A 23210-nucleotide genomic window follows, 5' to 3' on the forward strand; every position below is an offset into this window, starting at 1 on the left:
GGGAGGACCATCTCCCAAGCCTAAATACTCCCTAGTGACCGATAGCGAACCAGTACCGTGAGGGAAAGGTGAAAAGAACCCCTGTTAGGGGAGTGAAATAGAACCTGAAACCATGTGCCTACAAGCTGTGGGAGCGGACTTGATCCGTGACCGCGTGCTTTTTGCATAACGGGCCAGCGAGTTAATCTGTAATGCGAGGTTAAGTCTTGAGACGTAGCCGTAGCGAAAGCGAGTCTGAATAGGGCGACAAGTATTGCGGATTAGACCCGAAGCCGGGTGATCTATCCATGAGCAGGCTGAAACTTGAGTAAAATCAAGTGGAGGGCCGAACCAGTATCGGTTGAAAACGATTTGGATGACTTGTGGATAGGGGTGAAAGGCCAATCAAACCCGGTGATAGCTGGTTCTCTCCGAAATATATTGAGGTATAGCGTCACATTAGTTTGCCGGAGGTAGAGCACTGACAGGGCTAGGGGCCCCACCAGGTTACCAACCCCTTTCAAACTCCGAATGCCGGTAAATGATGTGTGGCAGTCAGGCTATGGGTGCGAAGGCCCGTGGCCGAAAGGGAAACAGCCCAGACCAACAGCTAAGGTCTCCAAATCAATGCTAAGTGGGAAAGGTGGTGGAGTTGCTGATACATCCAGGAGGTTGGCTTAGAAGCAGCCATCCTTTAAAGAAAGCGTAATAGCTCACTGGCCTAGCGATTCTGCGCCGAAAATGTAACGGGGCTAAGCATTGTACCGAAGCTTTGGGTTCACAGCTTGCTGTGAGCGGTAGGAGAGCGTTCTCAGATGGGATGAAGGTATACCGTGAGGTGTGCTGGACTAATGAGAAGTGAATATGCTGGCATGAGTAACGATAAAATAAGTGAGAAACTTATTCGCCGTAAACCTAAGGTTTCCTGGGTAAAGCTAATCTTCCCAGGGTAAGTCGGCCCCTAAGGCGAGGCAGAAATGCGTAGTCGATGGGAAACAGGTTAATATTCCTGTACATGTATACGTGTGCGAAGGAGGGACGCAGGAGGATAGACGGTCCGGGTGTTGGATATCCCGGTGCAAGCGTGTAGGGTTGAGTTGCAGGCAAATCCGCAGCTCTGTGAGCCTGAGACGTGATGCCGTGTCATTAAACTGACTGAAGCCGTTAATTCCATGCTGCCAAGAAAATCTTCTAAGTTTAGCGTATGCATACCGTACCGCAAACCAACACAGGTAGGTGGGTCGAGCAGACCAAGGCGCTTGAGAGAACTCTGGTTAAGGAACTCGGCAAAATGACCCCGTAAGTTCGCGATAAGGGGTGCTCGATTCCGTGACCATTTAGCTATGTGAGCGGATTTGAGACGCAGGAATCGGGGGGGGCGACTGTTTACTAAAAACATAGGTCTCTGCTAAGTCGTAAGACGATGTATAGGGACTGACGCCTGCCCGGTGCTGGAAGGTTAAGAGGTGGGGTTAGCGTAAGCGAAGCTCTAAATCGAAGCCCCAGTAAACGGCGGCCGTAACTATAACGGTCCTAAGGTAGCGAAATTCCTTGTCGGGTAAGTTCCGACCTGCACGAATGGCGTAACGATCTCCCCGCTGTCTCAACCAGAGACTCAGTGAAATTGAATTACCGGTGAAAATGCCGGTTACCCGCGGAAGGACGGAAAGACCCTGTGCACCTTTACTGCAGCTTGACATTGGTATTTGATTAATAACGTGTAGGATAGGTGGGAGACTTTGAAGCGTGTACGCCAGTATGCGTGGAGTCGCCCTTGAAATACCACCCTTTATTACTTAGGTATCTAATCCATGACCGTGATCCGGTGTGGAGACAGTGTCTGGTGGGTAGTTTGACTGGGGCGGTCGCCTCCCAAATAGTAACGGAGGCTTGCAAAGGTTCCCTCAGGCTGATTGGAAACCAGCCGTTGAGTGCAAAGGCATAAGGGAGCTTGACTGTGAGAGAGACATCTCGAGCAGGAACGAAAGTTGGTCTTAGTGATCCGGTGGTTCCGAATGGAAGGGCCATCGCTCATAGGATAAAAGGTACGCCGGGGATAACAGGCTGATCGCGTCCAAGAGTTCACATCGACGACGCGGTTTGGCACCTCGATGTCGGCTCATCACATCCTGGGGCTGAAGCAGGTCCCAAGGGTACGGCTGTTCGCCGTTTAAAGTGGTACGCGAGCTGGGTTTAAAACGTCGTGAGACAGTTTGGTCCCTATCCTCCGTGGGCGTAGGAGAATTGAAAAGGGTCTGCCCCTAGTACGAGAGGACCGGGGTGGACGAACCTATGGTGTTCCTGTTGTCGCGCCAGCGGCATTGCAGGGTAGCTAAGTTCGGAAAGGATAACCGCTGAAAGCATCTAAGCGGGAAGCCCGCCTTAAGATAAGTTCTCCCTGGACGCAAGTCCCTAAAGATCCCTTGAAGACTACAAGGTAGATAGGCCGGAGGTGTAAGCAACGCGAGTTGTTCAGCTGACCGGTACTAATAGATCGTGCGGCTTATTTAACAAAATTAGGAATTCTCTCTTCCCCTATTGACTATATATTTGAACACCAAGTTCGCCAAATTTTCTTGGTGGCCAAGGAGGAGGGGGTACACCCGGTCCCATTCCGAACCCGGAAGTTAAGCCCTCCATCGCCGATGATACTGCATGGTAGCGTGTGGGAAAGTAGGTCGCCGCCAAGGAATATTTCAGCCCCCGGTCTTTTTGACCGGGGGCTTTTCTTATGCGGCCCCATGTCAAGGACTCCCTATTTACTCGATTTCCCTATTTCTTAGGCCAGACTCCACCCTCACCATAACGGCTATTAGTTTGTATTCCTTTTCTTATTCGTGCTCTACGGCACCAAGTACCTATTCGGTACGTAAATCAGTTTAAGATCGCCATTTCTATTTTCGTGGTCTACGCCACCAAAGCCCCGCCGCGATCTTTGTTCACGACTGCGTTACAGGTAAGCTGAGCTTCCACAAAAGCGCGGCCAATTTACGAGCAAGCGCAGCTATTGCTTTTTGTGCCACACCATGTCGGCTATAAATTCGGTTGTAGAACTCCCTGGCCCACTCATCTCGCTGCTTCCACACCCAAGCTGCTTCAATCAGTAAACTTCGTAATCGCTTTTGACCGACCGGGCGAAGTGTTGCCTTACCCTTGCTGCCTCCACTTTGCCGCATCACTGGCGCAAGGCCCAGGTAAGCTGTCACCTCTTCGCTGCGATTGAAACGTTCCGGGCGGTAAACCTCTGCCGCAAAAGTCGTGGCCACGACTTCGCCAACGCCGGGAACGGACCTCATGGCGGCAATACGTCTTGCCTCGTCTTGTTCCCGGATGCTTATTCGCAAACGCTGATCCACTTTGCGTTGTGCACAAGCGAAGTACTCCAGTTCATCGAGCAAGCTTTCAAGAGTCTCTTTTGCCCCCGAAGGAAGTTCCACCTGATGAAGTGTGAGTATGGCAGCCTTGCTCCAATGGTCCAGATCGGCAGGCTCCTGCGCTCCAAGATAAAGAAGAAGTGAACGAATCCGTTGTTTAGCTCGACGAAGAGAGTCGGTGAGCTGATGCCTTCGACGCTCAAGAGCACGGAAGGCTTCAGCTTCAACGGAAGGAATGGCGATTGGTCTGATCAGGCCGGAGGCTGCCAGCTCTGCCAGTTTGCGGCAGTCCAGGCTGTCGGTCTTGTTGGTAGCGGTAATGGGGCGCGGGATTCGGCTTGGCGCAGCAACGACAACCGTAACACCTTCTGCTTCGAGGCTCCTGGCCAACTCAAAGCCAGTCGGTCCAGATTCATAGCAAACCGCGCCAACCTCAACAGGTAATGACATGACAAGCCGGGTGAGTGCTGTTGCATCAGCCGGACAAGTCCAGTCCTTCACGGCACCATCAGGTCTGAGCAAAGCCACGCTGAAACTCAGCTTATGGACGTCCACTCCTATCCATACCTTCTCGCCGGAAAACGCTTCAACAAACCGATGAACAGATGATACTTTGAGCTTTGCCATGTCGGCCTCCCTTGGTTTTGGGGTTCACTGGTACTGTTACCAGCAAAACTTGGGAGTGCCGACATGGTATTTTTTATGGTTCATCCAGTTCAAGCGTACTTTTGACAAAATGAAAGGACATGGCGTCCAACCGTTGGAAGCATCACCAACCAGCGGAGGGAGTAATCGCCATGTCCACGAGTTTCATCTACCACGCGTTCGGCCTGCGAGGCTACGACTACGTTCGGCAGGATTTCATCGCAGGCAACATCATCCTGAAAGTGCAGCCCCAGGATGAGTTGATTCGTTGCCCTTGCTGCCATTCCAGAAACATCATTCGCCACGGCTTTGCCGAAAGATGGGTTCAGACTGTGCCCATCGGTTTCAAGCCCGTCTGGCTGGTCATTCCCGTCCAACGGGTAGGATGTCGCAATTGCGGCGTCATTCGCTTGATCGACATTCAGATCGCCGAGCCCAGGCGCTGGTATACGAAAGCGTTTGAACGATATGCTCTCGCCCTGGCAAAAAAGATGACGATTCAGGATGTTGCCGACCTGCTGGGCGTTGGTTGGGACACCATCAAATCGATCTTCAAGCGTTATCTGTTTCGCCGTTTTTCAAGACCCAGCCTGAGAAAGATCAAGTATATCGCCATCGACGAAATCAGCGTCCGCAAAGGGCAAAAGTACCTCACGCTGGTCATGGACCTCGAAAGTGGCGCTGTCGTCTTTGTTGGCGAAGGACGAAGCCGAGAAACGCTGATCCCGTTTTGGGGACGTCTTAAGAAGACAAAAGCCAAGATTGCGGCTGTGGCGACGGACATGAATGCCGGCTACATCCGCGCTGTCATGGAGAACCTGCCGAATGCGGCTATCGTGTTTGACCGGTTTCATGTGGTCAAGCTGATGAATGAAAAGATCACACAGATACGCCGCCAGATCTTTCGGGAACTCACCTCTCCACTTGAAAGAAAGGCGGTCAAAGGGACTCGGTGGATTCTGCTGAAAAACTCGGAAAATTTGGATGAAAGCCGCGATGAAAAGGAGCGCTTGGGTGAAGCGTTGCGGCTGAACAAACCTTTGGCGACAGCCTACTATCTGAAAGAGGATTTGCGACAACTCTGGTCCCAGCCGAACAAGGCGACGGCAGAGAAGGTCGCCAACGACTGGATCGCCAGGGCCGAAGCCTCGGAGATACGCCCTTTGCGGGTCATGGCGAGGACGCTTGCCACAAACCGAATCCCCAATTGCGCTGGTTGTGCGTCAAACGCAACAGCCAATCAGCGATCCGCTCATTCTCAGCCGAGAGCTTCGGTTCATAGCGATAACAGGTCTGGCTGATGCTGAATGCTTCGCAGGCTTGCCGGATAGTTGCGGCTGTTTCCTGCACGGCTCTTTTGGCCATCTCGCGGCGACGAGACGGCCTTACCAATTTTTTGCAAGAGCTTCGGCAACGATTTCGGCTTTGATTTTTTCGTCGGCATACATGCGTTTGACCATTTGGTTTTCTTTCTCCAGCTCTTTCATGCGTGCCATTAGCGAGGCATCCATGCCGCCGTATTTGGAGCACCATTTGTAAACGTGGCACTACTCATGCCGTGCTCACGGCAGAGTTGGGCTACGGGCACACCATTCGCGGCTTGCTTCAAAATATTCAGAATCTGACTGTCAGAATAACGGGACTTCTTCATGTAAAATCTCCTGCGTTGTCTTTACGAGAAAATTCTACTTTTCAGAACCACTAATTTTCGGGGGATTACCTCCGCTGCGGCGAATGCCGAACCGTCTGCCCCGTTTTCGACGATACCCCTTCGGAGCGGTATACGGCACGAGGCAAGATCGCCATTGCCGAAAGTCTGGCGCGCGGCGATCTGGAGTTCAACGGGCATACCCGCGAACTTTTCGATAACTGTCTGCTCTGCACCGGCTGCGCCAGCCAGTGTTCCAGCGGCGCGCGGGCGGATAAAGTGGTTATCGCCGTGCGCGAGGCGTTTGCCAACGAGATGGGCGTCCCGCCTCTCAAGAAGGCCGTGGCCGAGACTCTGTCCCTGCCCCGTTCGGTCCTCGATGCGGGTGCCAGGATCGGCTCCATGGCACAGCGGCTGGCCTTCAAGGGGGTTCCCGGCACGAGCGGCCTCTACCGCCGTTTTGCCATGCCCGGCGTGGACAAGGAGCAGTACGTTCCCCAATTGGCCGCCAAGTCCTTTCGGAACGAAGTGCGGTTCTCCGGCAAGCCCGGGCAGCCCCGCGTCGTCTTTTTCACCGGCTGCATGACCAACTACAGCATGACCGAAATCGGTCATAGCCTGGTCAAGGTCCTCAACGGGCTCGGCGTTTCGGTGGAAGTCCCGTCGGAGCAGGCGTGCTGCGGTATGCCCATGCTGGCCTCGGGAGAGGCCGACGTGGTCCGCAAGCAGGCCGGGCGGAATATGAAGGCCCTGGCGAACGACGACGTGCCCATCGTGACGGCCTGCGCGTCGTGCGGCCACATGCTCAAGCACGGCTACCTGGACCGTTTCGGAGACGATGAAGAACTCGCGGCCGGTCTGCGGAACATCGCCGAACGTACCCTGGACATCTCGGAATATCTGATGACCCGCGTGGATCGGGAGCGGCTTGAAGGGTTGCTGGAAAAGACGGCTCCAGTCAGCGCCACCTATCATGATCCGTGTCATCTGCGCAAAGCGCAGAAGATCGTCGAGGAACCTCGCGCGGTGCTGGAAATGGCCACCGGCGGCCCGGTCAACGAGATGCGTCGTCCGGAAGCCTGCTGCGGCCTCGGCGGCACATACTGCCTGGCCAACATGGAGCGGTCCAAGCGGATTCAGGCCAAAAAGATAGACGACGCGGCGGCAACCCATGCCGACGTCATGGCCACTGCGTGTCCCGGCTGCATCCTTCAGTTGCGCGACGGGATTCGCCGGAACGCGGCCACAGACATGCCTGTCAAGCACGTCATCCAACTGCTTGCCGAAGCCATGAAGAAATAGATAGAGACCTCGTCCGGGCCGCTGGGTGACAGGGGACGCCCCATCCTTCCGTCATCCACGGCCCGGGCCGAGAAGAAAAGCCCGCGGCGGCGAAGCCGGACCTATTGTGTCCCGGACTTCGCCGCCGCGTCTTTTGGGGGAAAGGAAGGGATCAGTTGTTCATCGCTCGGAGTTTGTGCGAGCAAATCGCACAGTAGCCGTTTTCGTCCAGGGCGGTGGTTTGGGCACGGCATCGTTTGCAGGTGCCGATCTCGCCCTGAAAAAGCGTCTGTGGGGAAAGGGTGAAGGATTCGAGATTCGTGGGAGAGGGATGGAGAAAGCGCGGCAGGCAGACGTTGACGCAGGCCCCGCAGTCAACGCACAGGGCGGGGATGAATTCCAGTGTGCGGCGTGAACCTTCCTTGGTCAATCGCAGCGCGCCGGTGGTGCAGACGTTGGCGCATGCCCCGCAGGCGGTGCAATGGCCGTCGCCCCGGATCATCCCGAAAGCCAGACCCTCGGGGGTGGCCCCTTTGGCGTTCAGCGCCTTGAGGTGTTCCGCCAATTGGACCCGTCTGTCGGTTTTGCCGGGTTTTGTGGATGAGCCGTTGTCGATGGAAGGCGTCACACTGTGTGCGAGAAATCCAAGAAAGCCCCTCCTGGAGAGGGAAACGTCGCTTTCCCGGCGTGATGGGGAATCCTTTTTCGACCATGTCCGCACGACGAACGGGTTCGCCGGGGCATCGGCCGAGCGGGCCAGGATGGCTCGGGCCTGCTTGAGGACGGTCTCGAAATTTTTTCCGCCGTCGCCGGATCGGCAGGCGGCGCAATTTCCGGTGAAGAAGGTGACGGTGCCCTTTTGCCTGCGCCAGAGGGCGAGCAGGGTTTCAAGGCCGAGGCTGGAAAGGCAGCCGGAGACCGGGAGTTCGTCATGGGCGCATCGTCCTGCCTTGGGGCAGCGCAGGGCGTGTGGCGCAACGTCGCGCTCCGCAAGGGTGCGGAGCAGGGAGGCGGGAGCGTCGTGAACCAGCGCGCCCGTGGGGCACACGGAGGCGCAGGCTCCGCAATTTTTGCACGATTCGATTTGGATGGCCGGTCCGTCGCGCAGGTCCATGGCGTTCGATGGGCACACCGCCATGCACCTCGCACACCGGCCGCCCAGGCGCAGTGGACAGAGCGAGGTGTTGACGGCGGGGGCGTTGAGCATGGCGGCTGCCCGTTGGTAATCAGGCTTGCTCAGGTTGCAGGAGGTCGGCAGCCTGGGCAAGGGTGTCGGTGGAAATGGTGGAAACGGCTCTGTAGAAAGAGGAGGACTCGTGCCCGGCGACTGCTTCCAGAAAACGGTCCGACCAGCGGGCGAGGTGGGCGTTCAGGAATTTGCCCGCCATGGCAAGATGCCGGTCCGCCGCCTTCATGTCGCCATTGTCGACGGCTTCGGCCGCGCATCCCATCACGCCGCCGAGAAACGACATCTCCAGACCTATGTGGTCGTCGGGTTCGTTTTCGGGGTTGGGCGACACGAGGCCGTATTGGGCATAGGCTTCGCGCACGTCGAACATGGGACCGTCGAACAGCAGGTGGTCCTTGGTGGTCCACACGGATTCCCAAAGGGGAATGGAGCCGTCGGGGCCGATGAAGAGGACGGTGTACTCCGCCATGAGAGCCGCCTGGGCGAGTTCGTCATGGGTTTCGACGCCTGTTTTCAGGAATCGCAGCGCCTCGCGCGTCTCCTCGGAGAGAGGTGCAAGGGGCCACTCCCCGAATACGTTGTTTTCCTTTACTTGGGAGAGGAAAGCCGTATCAGGCGGTTCGATGAAGAGCCGGGCGATAAAATTCAGGCTGAGGGCGCAGGCGCCAAGTTGTTCTGAGTTCATAATTTTATGACGGCCCGGAGGCGAACCTCCGGGCCATTGTTGACGTTATATGCCGATACGCATGTAGGTGCCGTAGAACATGAGCCGGTCGATGATCTCTCCGGCCATGACCAGGACCAGGGCGCAGAGGGCGGGGTTCACGGCGAGGCGGAACTGTTTGGCGCCGATGGCCTTGAAACCGAACCAGGTGAATATGCCGACACCGGCGCAGATCATGGCGATGCGGACCACCAGCACCGAGACGCCTTCACCGGCGACGAGGTCGAGACCGCTGGTCCCGAGGCTGCCGACGTTGCTCAGGGCGATCATGCCCAGGGCCACGGCGATGAACTTGAGGGCGAGACCGACTTGCGCGGAGGCGCAGAGCAGGCCGGTGACGGCCGTGCAGTCCTCGTCGCAATCCTTGCCGCTGTTTTCGATGCTGCCGATCACGCCGCTCGCGACCGCTCCGGCCAGGAGCGTGGTGCCGTAGAAGCTGAACGCCGTGGAAACGGTGTTCCAGCCGGGCACGGTCTCAAGCAGGTAAACCTTGGTCATGACGAACACCGCGAGGAGCCCGAGAGCCATGGAAAGCGCGGACAGGGCCGTGGCCTTGGCTTCGTCGTTGCGAATTCTCACGAAGGAAAGCACGCAGATTGCGGCGAAGAAGGCGGATACGGACAGAATCTCGCGGCTGAGCCACGAGTCGCCCAGGTTCATGATGGTGAAGACGCTGTGCAGCGGGGTGCCCAGGTGGGTCAGGGACAAGACCAGACCCAGGGCGGTCATGACGCACGCAACCGGGGTCTGCCAGCGCAGGGTCGAACCGGACGCTCCGGAAAAGAGCCGGGCGGCTTCGGTAATAACCACGATTCCCACTGCGCTCTGAACGAGGATGGTGAACAGGACGAGGCTCCAATCACTGGAAAACATGGCTACACCTCCTCGGGGTTGCTGATTTTACCCATTTTCGAACCGCCGGGCTTGGCGTTCATGGCGGGCGTGACGATCAGGTTGGGCTGGGTGATGTTCGGATCGGGCAGGGGCGCCACGATGTTGAGTTTGCCGTACTTGGCGACAAGCTCGTCATACTCCCCGAAGTCCAGGGCGCGACAGGGGCAGGCGGCGACGCAGGCGGGCTCCTTGCCCTCCTTGAGGTAGTCGCGGCAGAAGTCGCACTTGGTCATCTTGCCCAGTTCCGGGTTGTATTGCGGGGCGGAGTAAGGACAGCCCCATTCGCAATAGCGGCAGCCGACGCACTTGTCGGGATCGACGGTGACGATGCCGTCCTCGTTCTTGTGCATGGCCGTGGTGGGACACGAGCGGACGCAGATCGGGTTTTCGCAGTGGTTGCAGGAAACGGACAGATAGTAGCTGAACACGTTTTGCGTGTAGGTGCCATCCGGGCGTTCAACCCATTCTCCGCCGACGTATTCCGTTACCCGCCTCCACAGGACGCCAAGAGGCAGATCGTGCTTGTCGATGCAGGCGATCATGCATGTCTTGCACCCCGTGCAGCGGGAGTTGTCTATATGGAAAGCTGGACGCTTCAACATGAATTTCTCCTTAAGCCTTGACGACTTCGACGAGGTTGGTGTGCTGGGGGTTGCCTTTCGACAGCGGGCTGGGGCGTTGCGACGTCAGAACGTTAACGCAGCCGCCGTGGTCCGCTCCATCCTTGTCGGGGGTGAACCAGGCTCCCTGGGGCAGGCTGAGGACGCCGGGCATGATGCGCTTCGTCACTTTCGCCGTGGTGAAGACCGTTCCCCGGTCGTTGAACACCTTGACCTTGTCGCCGTGCTTGATGCCGCGCTTCTCGGCGTCCAGCGAGTTGATCCACAGTTCCTGCGGAGCGACCTGCTTGAGCCAGTCGACGTTGCCGTAGGTGGAGTGGGTGCGTTGCTTGTAATGGTGGCCGATCATCTGCAGGGGGTAATCCTTGCGCTTGGGATCGGTCGGGCCTTCCCACGCGGCCTGGTATTCCGGCAACGCCGAAATGCGGTCGCCCTGGTGCAGTTCCCAGGTGTGGCCGATGTCCCACAACCGCTTGCTGAAGATCTCGATCTTGCCGGACGGAGTGGACAGGGGATTCGCGGCGGGGTCTTCGCGAAATTCCTTGTAGGGAACGGGCGTGGGACCCTCGATTTTCTCCTTGTACACACCCATCTCGAACGCTTCCTCCAGGGTCGGGGGCAGGCTCGGCAGGTAGGTCCTGGATTCCTCGTAGATCTTGCGTACCCACTGTTCGCGGGTTCTGCCTTCGGTGAAGGCCTGGCCCGCGCCCATGCGCTCGGCCACTCCGGCACAGATGTCGTATATGGAACGCGATTCGAAGAAGGGCTCCACGGCCTTTTGGGCGAAGATGACATACTTGAGGAGCGCGCTTTTCCCGTTGTTGGCGAAGTCGTCTTCCTCAAGGTTGAAGGTGCCGGGAAGCAGGATGTCCGCGAACTTGGCGCTGGCGGTCATGAAGTTGTCGATGACCACGATGGTTTCACACTTGCTGTCGTCTTTCAGGATACGCGAGGTCTTGGTGGCGTCGGAATGTTGGTTGACTATGCAGTTGCCCGCGAAGTTCCAGATGAACTTGATGGGCACTTCAAGCTTGTCGCGTCCCTGGACACCGTCGGCGAGAGCCGTCATCTCGGGGCCGCGCTCGATGGCGTCAGTCCACATGAAAACCGAGATGGACGTGGATACGGGGTTCTTCAACGTGGGGAACACGCCGAACTTCAGGCCCATGTCGCCTTCGCGGGCGCCGGTGTTGCCGCCCTGGATGCCCACGTTGCCGGTGATGACGGCCAGCGCGCAGACGGCCAGGGAATTGTGCTCGCCGTTCGCCTGACGCTGCACACCCCATCCCTGGGCGATGTAGCACGGCTTGGCTCCGGCGATTTCGCGGGCAAGCCTTACGATGCGTTCCTTGGGGATGCCGGTGATGCCGGCCGCCCACTCGGGGGTCTTGGGCGTGCCGTCGGGGCCTGCGCCCATGATGTAGGATTTGTACGAGTTCCCGGCGGGGATGCCTTCCGGCATGGATTCCTCGGTGAATCCCACGGTGCAGCGGGAAAGGAACTCATGGTCCACCAGGTCTTCGCTAATCATGACGTAGGCGAGGCCGCTGATAAGGGCGGCGTCGGTGCCGGGGCGAATGGGAATCCATTCGTCGGCCACGGCGGCCGCAGTGTCGGTGTGCCTGGGGTCGATGACGATGATGCGGGTGTTCCCTTTCTTCTTGGCCTCGATCAGATCATAGGAAGTGCCGCCGCCGCTCATGCGGGTGCCTGCCGGGTTGTTGCCGAACAGAACGGTCAGCTCGGCGTTGGCCACGTCGCTGATGTGGTTGCCCCGCACCCACGAGCTTCCGAACATGTAGGGCAGGGACGCGGATATCTGGGACGTGCTGTAGTCGCCGTAGTGGTTGAGGTATCCGCCCAGACAGTTCATGAGCCGCGCGACCGGAGTGGCGCGCGGGGGCCAGGACTTGGACAGCACCGCGCCCAGGTTGCCGGTGGCGTAGTTCAGGTACACCGCCTCGTTGCCGTATTCGTCGAGGGTCTTTTTCAGCCGATTGGAGATTTCGTCCAGGGCTTCGTCCCACGAGATGCGTTCAAATTTGCCTTCCCCGCGTTCGCCGACGCGCCGCATGGGGTATTTCAGACGTTCGGGGGCGTACATGCGCCGCCGCATGGACCGTCCGCGCAGGCAGGCGCGGATTTCGTGCAGGCCGTATGTCTCGTCGCCGCCGTTGTCCGTTTCGATGCGGGTAACGACGCCGTCCGTGACATGGGCGCGCAGCAGGCAGCGGCCGCCGCAGTTCACGTTACAGGATGTCCAGACGACTTTTTCGTCCGTGGTCGACTTGCCGTCGGCCTTTTTCAGTCCGTAGAAAAGGCCGCCGCCGGATACGGCGGCCACACTGCCCAGCATGGCGCTCCATTTGAGAACGCTCCGTCTTTTGACGTTGCCGAAGGCAGGGGAGTCGGTTGTCTTCTTTTGGGTCATACGCACTCTCTACTTCGTTCAGGGTAACAACAATTACAAACTGCCCGGCATGTAACAACTATCATGCCAATAACGTTACCTTGAAAAAACAGTTGGTTATGCGTCCGGCTCGCAGAGTCCCACCGCTTATTACACTTGCCGCGGAAGGATTCCGTGCACTTGCAGTGGAATTTCCAGAAAATCTGGAATCGATCAGTCCTTTTCCAGGCCGTATTTCTTCAGTTGCGAATACAGGCGGCTTTTGCCCAGGCCGGAGACCTGCGAGGCGCGCTTGATGTCCCCGTCGCAGACCTCGAACAGCCTGGCGAAATACCGTTGCTCCGCCTTGGCGATGACTTCCTGCCTGAACGATTTGTAGGGGAGCATCTCCCCGTCGGTCTGGATGGCGGCGTCGATTTCGGCGGCACTGGGCTCGTCCCGGCAACATGCATGGGCGTTGCCGTCCTTGGATATGGACTTCTTGAGCATACGGATACGCAATTGTTCCGGCAGGCTGTGGACATAGAGTTCGGGCATTTCGTAAGCGGCCGCTATGGAGCTTTCCAATACGTTGCCCAGTTCACGGACGTTGCCCGGCCATTCGTATGCGCGGAAGGCGTCGATAACTTCACAGTTGAGCTTTTTCGGGGGGATGCCGTATTTCTTGCAGATGCGGCTGGTGATGCTTTCGGCCAGTTTCGCGATGTCTTCCTGCCGGTCGCGCAGGGGCGGCAGTTCGATAACCATTGCGCCCAAGCGGTAGAGGAGGTCCTGACGGAAGTTCCCCTCGTCGACCATCTTGCCGAGATTCCGGTGGGTGGCGGCCACCAGACGGAAGTCGCTCTGTTCCTCATACCCCGCGCCGACGGGTCGGTAGCGGCGTTCCTGGAGAACCCGCAAAAGCCGTTTTTGCAGGTCGAGCGACATTTCGCCTATCTCGTCCAGGAAGAGCGTTCCCTTGTTGGCCTTGAGGACCAGGCCCTCGCTGGCCCTGTCCGCGCCCGTGAACGCGCCCTTGACGTGGCCGAACAGGGTGCTTTCCAGCAGGGTGGCCGGGATGGCCGCGCAATCGACCACGATGAACGGCCCGGATGAGCGGTGGCTGTTGTTGTGCAGCGCCTTGGCGAACAGCTCCTTGCCTGTGCCGGTTTCGCCGGAGATGAGGACGCCCGCATCGCTTCTCGCGGCCGAGGCGACTTTCTCCAGAGCCTTGGTTATGACCGCGCTGGTCCCGGCGATGCCGCACCTGTCGAAGGTGTCGGGCAGCTTGGCGTGGTGGCGCAGGGTGTCCCTGTACTTCAGGACCCGTTGCAGCGGGAGCAGGATTTCCTTTGGAGAAAGGGGTTTCTGGAGATAGTCCCAGGCGCCGTTGCGGATGGCGAGTTCCGCCCCGTCGGGATCGCCCAACCCGGTCAGGATGATGACTTCGGGTGGGAGTTGACGCTGTCGCAGGGTGGGGAGAATGCTCAGTCCGTTGGCGTCGGGAAGGCGCACGTCCAGGAAAACCACATCGAAGTCGCCGTGTTCGGCCTTGGTGACGCCATCCCCGGCGGTCAGCGCGAAATCGGCAGTGTGGCCTATGTTCCTGACGAGTTCCATCAGGGCGTCGCAGGTCGGTTGGTCGTCGTCTATTATCAATACGTTTGCCATATGCGCCTCTATTGGTTCCGGTTGCTGTTGAACAGGCCGTCGCCCGGCCCGAGGAACTTGCTGACGGCCGTGGCCAGGCTACGCAGCTCGACCGGCTTGTTCAGGAACGTTTCGATGCCTATGCTCTTCGCGTCCGGCTCGCCGAAGCTGTGGCTGTAGCCGGTGCAAAGAATGATCGGGATGTCGGGCCGGATCGCGAGAATGCTCTTTGCGAGCTTGTCCCCCCGCAGGCCGGGCATGTTGTAGTCGGTGATGATGAGATCAAAGGCGTCCGGGGACGCTTCGAACATGGAGAGCGCCCTTTTGCTGTCGGTGGCGGTGTGGACGTTGTACCCGAGGCTCGCGAGCAGTTCGCTGTAGGATTCGGCCAGCTCCTTCTCGTCGTCGACGAAGAGGATGGTTCCGGTTCCGCCGGGAAGCTTGCGCCGCGATACCGGGCTGGGCTGGTCGAACTGTTCGTCGGTGCACGAGGGGATGTAGATGCGGAATGTGGTGCCGATGTTTTCCGTCGATTCCACCCTGACGAAACCGCCCCATCCCTTGACGATGCCCTGCACCACGGCCAATCCCAGGCCCGTCCCCTTTCCCAGGGTTTTGGTGGTGAAGAACGGGTCGAAAATCCGCTCCTGAAGGTCTTGGGGGATGCCCTTGCCAGTGTCGCTCACCGAGAGGCAAAGGTAGTCGCAGGCACGGACTGTTGTGGCGGCGTCGGCCTGGATGGGGCGCGCGGCCATGCGCAGGCTGATGGAGAGGGTGCCGCCGTTTCCTTCCATGGCGTGCGCGGAGTTGGTGCACAGGTTCATGATGACCTGGTGAACCTGGGTCGGGTCCGCCAGTATGGACGGTTCCGGTTTGCCTATTTCATATTTGATGCTGATAAGGGCCGGGAGGGAAGCCTTCAGGAATTTCACCGCTTCCTTGATGATCGGGCTGATGTTGATGAGCCGCGCTTCCTCATTGCCTTTGCTGGTGAAGCTCAGAATTTGGCTGACCAGATCCCGGCCTCTGTATGCGGCGGCCAGGATGGCCCGCGTCTTGGACTCCAGCGCCTGGCTTCCGTCGATATGGAACAGCTCGATCATCTCGCCGTTGGCGACGATGACGCCGAGCAGGTTGTTGAAGTCGTGCGCGATGCCGCCCGCGAGCGTGCCGAGGGCTTCCATCCGCTGGACCCGTTGGAGCTGGCGTTCCTTGTCATGCAGCGATATCTCGGTGCGCTTTCGTTGCAGGGCCTCGTTAAAGACGAAAAGCACCTCGGTCAGCAGGGATATTTCATCGTCCGTGTAATTTCTGTCCGAGCGAAGGACGCTGATGACGGGTTGGGCGGTGCCGGACCCGGTCTTGATGGGGACGGCCACGATATGCCGGCCCTCGTCAGCGATGGACAGCCGGATGTGGCGTCCGGCTTCCAGCTCGACGATCTGCTCCTGCATCAGGCAGGGGGATTCCATTTTCTTCATCCCGGCGTCTTCGATGAAATCGTCACCCGACACGGACAGAACGCGCGTCATGCCGCCGCCCCTGGCGACAAGGCACAGGGCCGCGCGTTCGCTCCCGGACATGGTCTTGGCCTCGGCAAGGCAGCGGAACATGACCTCCTGCTCAGTTCGGCAGTCCAGCGATCCGAGCAGGACCTTGTTGATGGAACTCAATGTCCGGGTCCGCTGGTTGACCTGTCGTTTAAGGCTCCGGTTCCAGAACAGGATCAACACGATGCTTCCCATGATTACGCCGAAGACCGCGAAGACCGAGAACCAGAAGGTCCGGCTGACCCAGAAGGGGCGGTATTGGAGCGACAGCCATTCTTCCTCGGTGCTCTGGCGCTCATGGGGCAGGATGAGGCTCAGCCCTTTGCGCAGGACGTTGCCGAGCATGGGCGTTTCCTTGCGCGACGCGATCCGCAATTCGATGGAATAGTTGGTGATGCCCGCAATGCGGAGGTTGCTGATGCGGGCGTTGGCAATGTAGCGCGACGCAAGGGCCATGTCGCAGATCAGGGCGTCCACATCGCCGACAGCCAGCGATCTGAGGCCGCCGATGTAGCCGCCCGCCATGGGAACGATGGTGTAGCCGCCGTCCGGATACCGTTCGTGCAGGTATTTGGTGAAGTGGTCGGAAACGGTGACGCCGATGCGCATCCCGGAGAGTTTGTCGAGGGTCAGGTCTTCCGTGTATTCCTTGCGGCAGATGATGGCGGCGGGCACGCTGATGTATGGCTGGGTGAAATCCAGGTCCTCGCGGAGCTGGGGCGTCATCTCCAGCGCCGCCATCATTTGGACTTCGCCCGTCAGGAGGGCCTTGAGCGTCTCCTGGCGGTTGCGGAACCGGACCGGCAAAATCTTGAGCCCCGTCTTTTCGCTGATGAGCCGGATGAAGTCGGCGCTCAATCCCTGGTATTCGCCATTGAGGTCGAAAGTCTCATAGGGCGGATAATGCAGCCCGACGCCGACCTTTACCCCGTCCGGGTGGTCCTCGATCCATTGCCGCTCATCGGGCGTGAGAGGGCTTTCGCCTTCAAGGTAATGACATCCGGCTATGACCGCGAATGCCAGAAAAATGAGAAGGATGATGGTAGGGCGTCGCACGTGTTCTCCGCAGGGTGCCGTTTATTCGCAGAAGGGGATTGATGGGAGGGGGGCGTCGGCGCGCTCCGAGCCCATGCCGGTTTTCCACATGGTTGTAGGCAGACCTCGGCCGACCGACCGAGCATCCTTGCCCGACGCAAGCCACGGCCTAGCCGATCGCCATGGGGTGGCGCAAAGCGGGCTTTCAACCAGGCAGTCGGTCTCGATCCGGCACTCGTCGATAAACGTCCGGGCAGCGTTATTGCATCCCATGACAGTTCCGGCAGGTGCGGACATATGTGATTGTGTCGAATGCATTATGCTCAGAGATATACAATAATCGTACCATGCTGTAATTTTAAAACATAAGCTATTCCGATGTGTTGCAAAGCATTGCAACAGAATGGGAAACGACATTCCAAATTTTTTGGAAAAAACGGTGCGGCAAGAAGCAGCTATTCCACTTATTTTGGAAAAAGACAAGGCCGTGAATAGCCTAATGATTAGAAGGGGTCGGACGCTAGAAAAAGCCAATGCCCAGACGGAAAGGACTAAAGGAGCGCCGCCCAAAATATTCCGATCCCGATACCGCCGCCCCTAGCCAGGTGCAAATTGGATGGGGCAGGAGACAACGGCAAGGTGTAGCGGCGTAGCCCCTTTGCTTTCGGTCGTTCGCGTCCGCCATGTGTCCGTTGTAGCCTCGACGTCATGCAAAATGATCGACATTCCGCCCCCTCCGCACATCATGCCGCAGCGTGTTTCGAACAAGCCTGGCGGCTTTTCACTCCAGGCTATCCTCTCGCCAGTATATGTGACAGGGCGTATGCCATGACATAAAAAAGCGCTTATGGGGTGCATAAGCGCTTGGTGGCACGTGAGCCGGGGGCGGGTTTTATTCCGGCCAGTCGAAAGGGACAACCCCGACATGGGGGGCTCTGCCCGCAGCGCGCGGAAAGCGGCGTCGTGGTCATTCCCCGCGAAAGGGTTAGACGGCTTCGTCGCGGTGGCAGTCCTTGGAATAGATGTATTCCATGCGTTCCAGGCCGGTTCCGTAGCAGGCCTGTTTGCAGAAGGGGGCTATCCATATGAAGTCCCCGGACTCGACCGGCAGCCACTTTTCATCCAGCAGGTAAAGCCCCTGGCCCTGATATATGTACATGCCGTGTTCCTGTACGTGAGTCTCCACGAAGGGGTGGCATCCGCCGGGAAGGAAGGCGAGCGTGTGGAAGTTCATGTCAAAGGCCTCGTCCACCGGCAGCAGGTCGCGGACAAAGACGTTTTCCATCTGGTCGTAGAGACTTTCCCTGATGTCGCGAATGGACCCGCTGACCATCCAGGGACGTCTCATTTCGGGGTCGGGGTGGGGGATGAAGCGTTGCTTGTAGAGAAGGATAGTGACCGGGGCGTCGCCCTTGGACGTGAAACCGATTCCCTTGCCGGGCGGGGAGTAGGTGTAGCCCCCGGCGGCCAAGGTTTCCGTGTGACCGTCCACAGTGACGTCCAGGGAGCCTTCGCCGTCCATCACGAAGAGGAACGTTTCGATGTTTTCGGCCTGCCCGTATGGGACGGTTGTTTTCCCTTCGGTGGAGACGGTGCCGACCATCTGTACGAAATTGGCTCCGAGTTTGGGCGAGGCCAGGATGGACAGCGCACAGCCCGATATGCCCGGGACCACGTTGATGACCCGGCCCTCGGTGGTGATGACCGCATATTTGCCGGGTTCGTAGGAAGACCGGTTCTTCAGGAATCCTTCCGGATAAGGCATGATGAATCTCGTTTTTTCGGCCTGCTTTGAGAGGATCGGGGGCAGGGGGGAGGTCGTTTCCCCCTGCCCGCCGGAGTGTTGCTACTTGCCGAACTTTTCGCGCCAGATTTTTCCGGTGCGTTCCATGTCGGAGTCGGCCCAGGTGCGGCGCATACGATTCAGGGTAGGCATACCGAGGGAAAACTCCTGGAGCCAGTTCCGGGCGAACATGCCGCGCTCGGTTTCCTCGAAGATTTCTTCCATGGCTTCTTCGTTGATGACGCGGGGGCCGCTGTGGCGCACCGCGAATTCGCAGGTGCGGCTGGCCCGGGAGGTCAGGTATTCCTCGATGCCCACGGCGTCGATGTCGTCGATGATGGAGCGGATGGAGCGGATCGCCTTGGCATAGGCAAAGGACCGGGGATATCCGTTTTTGACCATGATGTTGTACATGGTCCGCATCAGGTGGATGGTTCCGCCGTAGAGCACCTGCTCTTCGTAGTTGTCGCCTTCGGTTTCATGCTGGAAGGTCATGTCCACCACGCCGACGCGCGTGGAACCCACGGCCTTGGAGATGGCCAGGGCGGTTTCCCGGGCGTGGCCGCTGACGTCCTGGTCCACGCTGACGCAGCCCCAGATGCCTGAACCGTCCTTGAATTTCTGGCGGGTGACCGGGCCGGGACCGTTGGGTACGAACAGGACCACGTCCACGTCCTTGGGCGGCTTGATGGTGCCGTAGAGCACGGCGAATCCGTGGGCGAAGCTCAGGGTCTGCCCGGCCCTGAGGTGGGCGTGGATGGAATCGTAATAGACCGAGGGCTGGGCCGGGTCCTGGAGCAGGATATGGACGATGTCCGCCTTTTCCACGGCTTCCTCGATGGAGAAGACCTCGAATCCGTCGGCCTCGGCCTTGTTCCAACTGGAGTGGCGGGTGCGATCGCCCGCTCCGACGATGATCTTCATGCCGCTCTCGCGCATGTTCATGGATTGGGCGTGGCCCTGGCTGCCGTATCCGATGACGGCGATGGTCTTGTCTTCCAGAACGCTCAGGTCAACGTCTTCATCCCGGTAGATTTTTTCGAATGCGATCTCGTTCATTTTGGTTTCCTTGTTGGTGTTTGTGCGGATCAGTCCGCCATGGCGTAGGTCACGCCCTCGGGGTCGTTGCACGTTTTGAGTATGCAATGGAGGAGAACATCGGTTCCGGCGGAGCAGTCGGGCCAGGAAGTTTCCTCGACTTCGGCATGGCTGCGGCCGCCGATGCTGGGCACGAAAATCATGGCGCTGGGCGCAAACTGGTTGATGTACACGGTGTCGTGGGAAGCTCCGGAGACCATATCCAGGGCGGGCAGCTCCAGTTTCCCGGCGGTTTCATGAATCAGGGCCACAAGCTCCGGATGGAACGGGGCGCGTTCCACGGCCCATGTCTGCCGGATGTTCACGGTGCAGCCTGTGGCCTCGGCATTTTCCCTGATGGCCGTTTCGATATCGGCGCACACGCGGTCGGTCTCGGTTTCGTCCCAACCGCGAATGTCGATGGTGAAGTGGACATGCCCCGCGATGACGTTGCGCGAGTTGGGGGAGGGGTGCACCTCGCCAACAGTGGCGACCACGCCGTCGGAAGCCAGGCCGATGTCGAAGATGCGGCCCGCCATGCGGGAAAAGGCGTAGATGGCGTCTTGTCTCTCGTCCATGGGCGTTGGGCCGGCGTGGTTCGGAACTCCCTGGATTTCCACGTCATACCAGCGCAGGCAGACGATGCCCTTGGGGACGCCGATGGTCTTGTCCTGGCGTTCCAGCACCGGTCCCTGCTCGATGTGGTATTCGAAATTGGCATGTAGCGGTCTCGGGTCGAAGTCGGATTCGCCCTTGTAGCCGATACGCTCCAACTCACCTTCGAAGGTCAAGCCTTTGCGGTCGGTCAGTCCGTACATGGCCTCGCGGTCGAGTTTGCCCGCGAACACGCCCGAACCCGTGGTGCCGGGAGTAAACCGGCTGCCTTCCTCGTTGGTCCAGTTGACCACGATGAAGTCGCGCTCAAGGGCGATGTCCGCATCATTGAGGGCGCAGATCACTTCCAGCCCGGCCACGATGCCGAGGATGCCGTCGAAACGTCCGCCCTGAGGCTGGGAGTCGCAGTGGGAGCCGGTCAGCACCGGCGGCAGCGCACGATTCTTGCCCGGCCGGACAAAGAACATGTTGCCCATGCGGTCCACGTGCGTTTCGCACCCCGCTTCCTCGAACCAGGACTTGAGCTGATCGCGCGCGTCGCGGTCTTCGTCGCTCAGGGCCAGGCGGGTGACGCCGCCATTCTCCGTGGCCCCGAACACGGCTATTTCCGTGAGAAAACGGCGCAGCCGCTCCGGATTGGTTTTCAATATGCTCATCTTGCCTTTCCTTTGTTGTTTACAGGGGTGACGAGTTCTCCGGCGCCCGCCCGGCCCGTCAACCGAAATCTCTTTTTATCGAAGTCGTAAATGCAGACGGGTTCGCCTCGAAGCCAGGTCTGTTCGATGCGGCCTGTGCAGCGCATACCGTCATAGGGCGTCTGGCAATGCTTGGTGAGTTGCCTGTCCGCCCGGATGGTCCATTCCGCGCCGGGATCGAAGAGGACGAAGGAGGCCTCGCTTCCCGGTTCCAGGGTCCCCCGCTCAGGATAGTGTCCGATGAATCGGGCGGGTTGGGCGCTGTAGAGCCGGACCAATTGCCGGATGTCCATTCCGCGTCTGACCACCCCTTCGGTATGCAGCAGGGAGAACAGGTATTGGACGCCATTGATGCCGCCCCAGCACGCATCGAAGGAGGCGTTGGTCTTTTCTCCCGTCTCAGCGGGGGAGTGGTCGGTGCCCAGAAAGTCCAACGCGCCGTCGAATACCCTTTGCCACATGCCGTCCACCGCATCCCGATTGCGCACGGGCGGGGTGCATTTGAGGGGGCCGCGTATCCTGCGCAGGTCCTCGTCAGTGCAAAGCAGGTATTGGGGGCAGGTCTCCACAGTGGCGGTCACGCCGCGCTTCCGGGCTTCGGTCACCATGTCCACGCTTTCCGGCAGGCTTGCGTGGCAGATGTGGACGTGTGCGCCGGTGCGCTCGGCCAGTTCGAGCACGGTTCGGACGGCGGACAATTCAGTGTCGGGCGAGTGGATGGTCAGGAAACGGTCGATCTCTTCCATGCCGGAGGGGCAGCCCTGTGCGTTGCGGTCCATGGCCGCCTGATCCTCACCGTGTACGCCGATGAACGCGCCCAGCCTGCGGGCTTCGGCAAAGCCGCGTTCCATGGTATTCCGGCGGGGTTTGGGAAATCCGTCTCCGGCTCCGCAGGTGAACATCTTGAATCCGTAGGCCCCGGCTTCGGCCATGGGCTCCATTTGCGCCGTGTTGTCCTCGACGAAACCGGCCCATATGGCGAAATCCACCACCGACTTCCGCGACGCGCGGTCGATCTTGTCCCGCACGTCCGAGGCCGTGAGCGTATACGGGGCGTTGGTCAGGGGCATGTCCGCGAACAGGGTGACTCCGCCCGCCGCCGCGGCGGATGAGCCGGTGAAGTAATCCTCGCGCCGCGTCATGCCCGGCTCGTTGAAGTGAACGTGCAGGTCGATCAGGCCCGGCAGGACGAGTTTTCCCGAACAGTCCAAGGTGCGCGTCCCTTCCAGCGGCGCTCCCGGCGCGGCGATTTCGGCGATGCGGCCCGCGGTGACGCCCACGGTGGTGTCGCGGACGGCATCTTCGGTCACCAGCCGGGCGTTTTTCAATACGAGGTCAAACATGCTCTTTTCCGGTTTGCGGGGGCGTTTTCGAAAGGGGAAAGGCGTATCCGCCCGTCTTGCCGGTCTTGAGGCCCAGGCCGACCAGGGCTTCCACGAATTTGACGGCGGTGGACACGCCGTCCACGACCGGAATGCCGAGCGTATCGCCGAGCCGCCTTGCGAAATGGGTCATGCCGCCGCAGCCGAGGACCAGGGCGTCGCTGCCGTCTTTTTCGAGGACGGCGGCAGCGGCTTCGCGGATCACTGAGAATGCATGGTCGTCGTTCTCGTTTTCCAACGCCAGGACCGGGATATTCGCTGCATGGACCCCTTTGCACCGCGCGCCCAGACCATAACGGGACGCGTTGTCTTCTATGATGGGAATGGATCGTTTCAGCGTGGTCAGGATGGAAAAGCGGCAGGCGAGCATGGTGGCCGCGTGCATAGCCGCCTCGCCGATGCCGAGCACCGGCCCGGACACCCGCTCCCGCAGTCCGTCAACGCCCGTGTCGTCGAAGCAGGCGACCACAAAGCCGTCGGCGGGACCGCTTTCTTCAACGAGTTTGAGCATGTGGTGCGCGGCCAGAACGCCGTCCGAATGCCCTTCTATGGAGAGGGGGCTTCCGGGAGGGCAACAGGCTTCTATGACGGTCCCGTCGGCGCAGATTTCGCGTGCGGTGGCCTCGATGGCGCGGGTCATGGGCAGGCTGGAGTTGGGATTGATGACTCGAATGCGCATT

The 23210-nt window shown here is 59.3% G+C and carries 15 protein-coding genes, 2 rRNA genes and 2 pseudogenes (1 of these 19 cut by a window edge); 5 read left to right on the plus strand and 14 right to left on the minus strand.

Annotation, left to right across the window (positions count from 1 at the left end; translation table 11 throughout):
• Both LF599_RS04110 and rrf read left to right on the plus strand, forming a co-directional pair.
• Window positions 1-2490, plus strand: a 23S ribosomal RNA gene (locus LF599_RS04110) (it extends 448 nt beyond the left edge of the window).
• A 64-nt stretch (window positions 2491-2554) separates the two neighbouring features.
• Window positions 2555-2669 (plus strand): 5S ribosomal RNA (gene rrf, locus LF599_RS04115).
• A 249-nt stretch (window positions 2670-2918) separates the two neighbouring features.
• Here the strand turns inward: rrf and LF599_RS04120 are convergent.
• Entirely contained in the window at window positions 2919-3980 is a 1062-nt protein-coding gene (locus LF599_RS04120) for an IS110 family RNA-guided transposase (protein ID WP_269942321.1), read from the minus strand.
• A gap of 170 nt (window positions 3981-4150) precedes the next feature.
• Here LF599_RS04120 and LF599_RS04125 point away from each other — a divergent pair, with 170 nt between their 5' ends.
• Entirely contained in the window at window positions 4151-5299 is a 1149-nt protein-coding gene (locus LF599_RS04125) for an ISL3 family transposase (RefSeq protein ID WP_279522395.1), read from the plus strand.
• Here the strand turns inward: LF599_RS04125 and LF599_RS04130 are convergent.
• Window positions 5190-5649: pseudogene (locus tag LF599_RS04130) on the minus strand (transposase); the annotation flags it as partial. The gene LF599_RS04125 and the pseudogene LF599_RS04130 overlap by 110 nt on opposite strands.
• Before the next feature lie 84 nt (window positions 5650-5733).
• On the opposite strand from LF599_RS04130, the pseudogene LF599_RS18265 reads away from it, so the two are divergent.
• Together LF599_RS18265 and LF599_RS04135 are read left to right on the plus strand one after the other, a co-directional pair.
• Window positions 5734-5898: pseudogene (locus LF599_RS18265) on the plus strand (4Fe-4S dicluster domain-containing protein); the annotation flags it as partial.
• A gap of 27 nt (window positions 5899-5925) precedes the next feature.
• A complete protein-coding gene (locus tag LF599_RS04135) occupies window positions 5926-6948 on the plus strand; it encodes a (Fe-S)-binding protein (protein WP_279522396.1) in 1023 nt (340 codons plus the stop codon).
• 151 nt (window positions 6949-7099) lie between these two features.
• Here LF599_RS04135 and LF599_RS04140 read toward each other — a convergent pair whose 3' ends face one another.
• The 12 genes from LF599_RS04140 to LF599_RS04195 all read right to left on the minus strand — a co-directional run bounded on the left by LF599_RS04140 (window position 7100) and on the right by LF599_RS04195 (window position 23209).
• Window positions 7100-8194, minus strand: a complete 1095-nt coding sequence (locus tag LF599_RS04140; protein ID WP_279522397.1) for a 4Fe-4S dicluster domain-containing protein — start codon at window positions 8192-8194, stop codon at window positions 7100-7102.
• The gene (locus LF599_RS04145; RefSeq protein WP_279522398.1) at window positions 8154-8801 is read right to left on the minus strand and encodes a TorD/DmsD family molecular chaperone; all 648 of its coding nucleotides are present in this window, start codon (window positions 8799-8801) and stop codon (window positions 8154-8156) included. Before LF599_RS04145 ends, LF599_RS04140 begins: the two co-directional genes overlap by 41 nt.
• A gap of 45 nt (window positions 8802-8846) precedes the next feature.
• Complete coding sequence (locus tag LF599_RS04150) at window positions 8847-9713, minus strand: dimethyl sulfoxide reductase anchor subunit family protein (RefSeq protein WP_279522399.1); 867 nt, start codon at window positions 9711-9713, stop codon at window positions 8847-8849.
• A gap of 2 nt (window positions 9714-9715) precedes the next feature.
• Window positions 9716-10336 (minus strand): DMSO/selenate family reductase complex B subunit, encoded by a 621-nt coding sequence (locus LF599_RS04155; RefSeq protein ID WP_269941673.1) that lies wholly within the window; start codon window positions 10334-10336, stop codon window positions 9716-9718.
• Between the two features lie 10 nt (window positions 10337-10346).
• Complete coding sequence (locus tag LF599_RS04160; protein ID WP_279522400.1) at window positions 10347-12785, minus strand: DMSO/selenate family reductase complex A subunit; 2439 nt, start codon at window positions 12783-12785, stop codon at window positions 10347-10349.
• Between the two features lie 192 nt (window positions 12786-12977).
• Window positions 12978-14414 carry a sigma-54-dependent transcriptional regulator gene (locus LF599_RS04165; protein ID WP_279522401.1) on the minus strand — a complete coding sequence of 479 codons (1437 nt, stop codon included), beginning with the start codon at window positions 14412-14414 and terminating at the stop codon, window positions 12978-12980.
• An 8-nt stretch (window positions 14415-14422) separates the two neighbouring features.
• Complete coding sequence (locus tag LF599_RS04170; protein ID WP_279522402.1) at window positions 14423-16999, minus strand: ATP-binding protein; 2577 nt, start codon at window positions 16997-16999, stop codon at window positions 14423-14425.
• Window positions 17000-17963: 964 nt separating this feature from the next.
• Window positions 17964-18743: a (S)-ureidoglycine aminohydrolase gene (gene allE, locus LF599_RS04175; RefSeq protein ID WP_279522403.1), complete on the minus strand. Its 780-nt coding sequence runs from the start codon at window positions 18741-18743 to the stop codon at window positions 17964-17966.
• An 81-nt stretch (window positions 18744-18824) separates the two neighbouring features.
• Window positions 18825-19820: a ketol-acid reductoisomerase gene (gene ilvC / locus LF599_RS04180; RefSeq protein WP_279522404.1), complete on the minus strand. Its 996-nt coding sequence runs from the start codon at window positions 19818-19820 to the stop codon at window positions 18825-18827.
• Between the two features lie 29 nt (window positions 19821-19849).
• Entirely contained in the window at window positions 19850-21109 is a 1260-nt protein-coding gene (locus LF599_RS04185) for a Zn-dependent hydrolase (RefSeq protein WP_279522405.1), read from the minus strand.
• Window positions 21106-22491: an allantoinase AllB gene (gene allB / locus LF599_RS04190; protein WP_279522406.1), complete on the minus strand. Its 1386-nt coding sequence runs from the start codon at window positions 22489-22491 to the stop codon at window positions 21106-21108. The genes LF599_RS04185 and allB overlap by 4 nt, the downstream gene beginning before the upstream one ends.
• Entirely contained in the window at window positions 22484-23209 is a 726-nt protein-coding gene (locus LF599_RS04195) for an aspartate/glutamate racemase family protein (RefSeq protein ID WP_279522407.1), read from the minus strand. Before LF599_RS04195 ends, allB begins: the two co-directional genes overlap by 8 nt.
• Between the last annotated feature and the right edge of the window lies 1 nt (window position 23210).

Origin of the sequence: Pseudodesulfovibrio thermohalotolerans, assembly GCF_021353295.2 — a bacterium.
GTDB classification, from domain to species: Bacteria; Desulfobacterota; Desulfovibrionia; order Desulfovibrionales; family Desulfovibrionaceae; genus Pseudodesulfovibrio; species Pseudodesulfovibrio thermohalotolerans.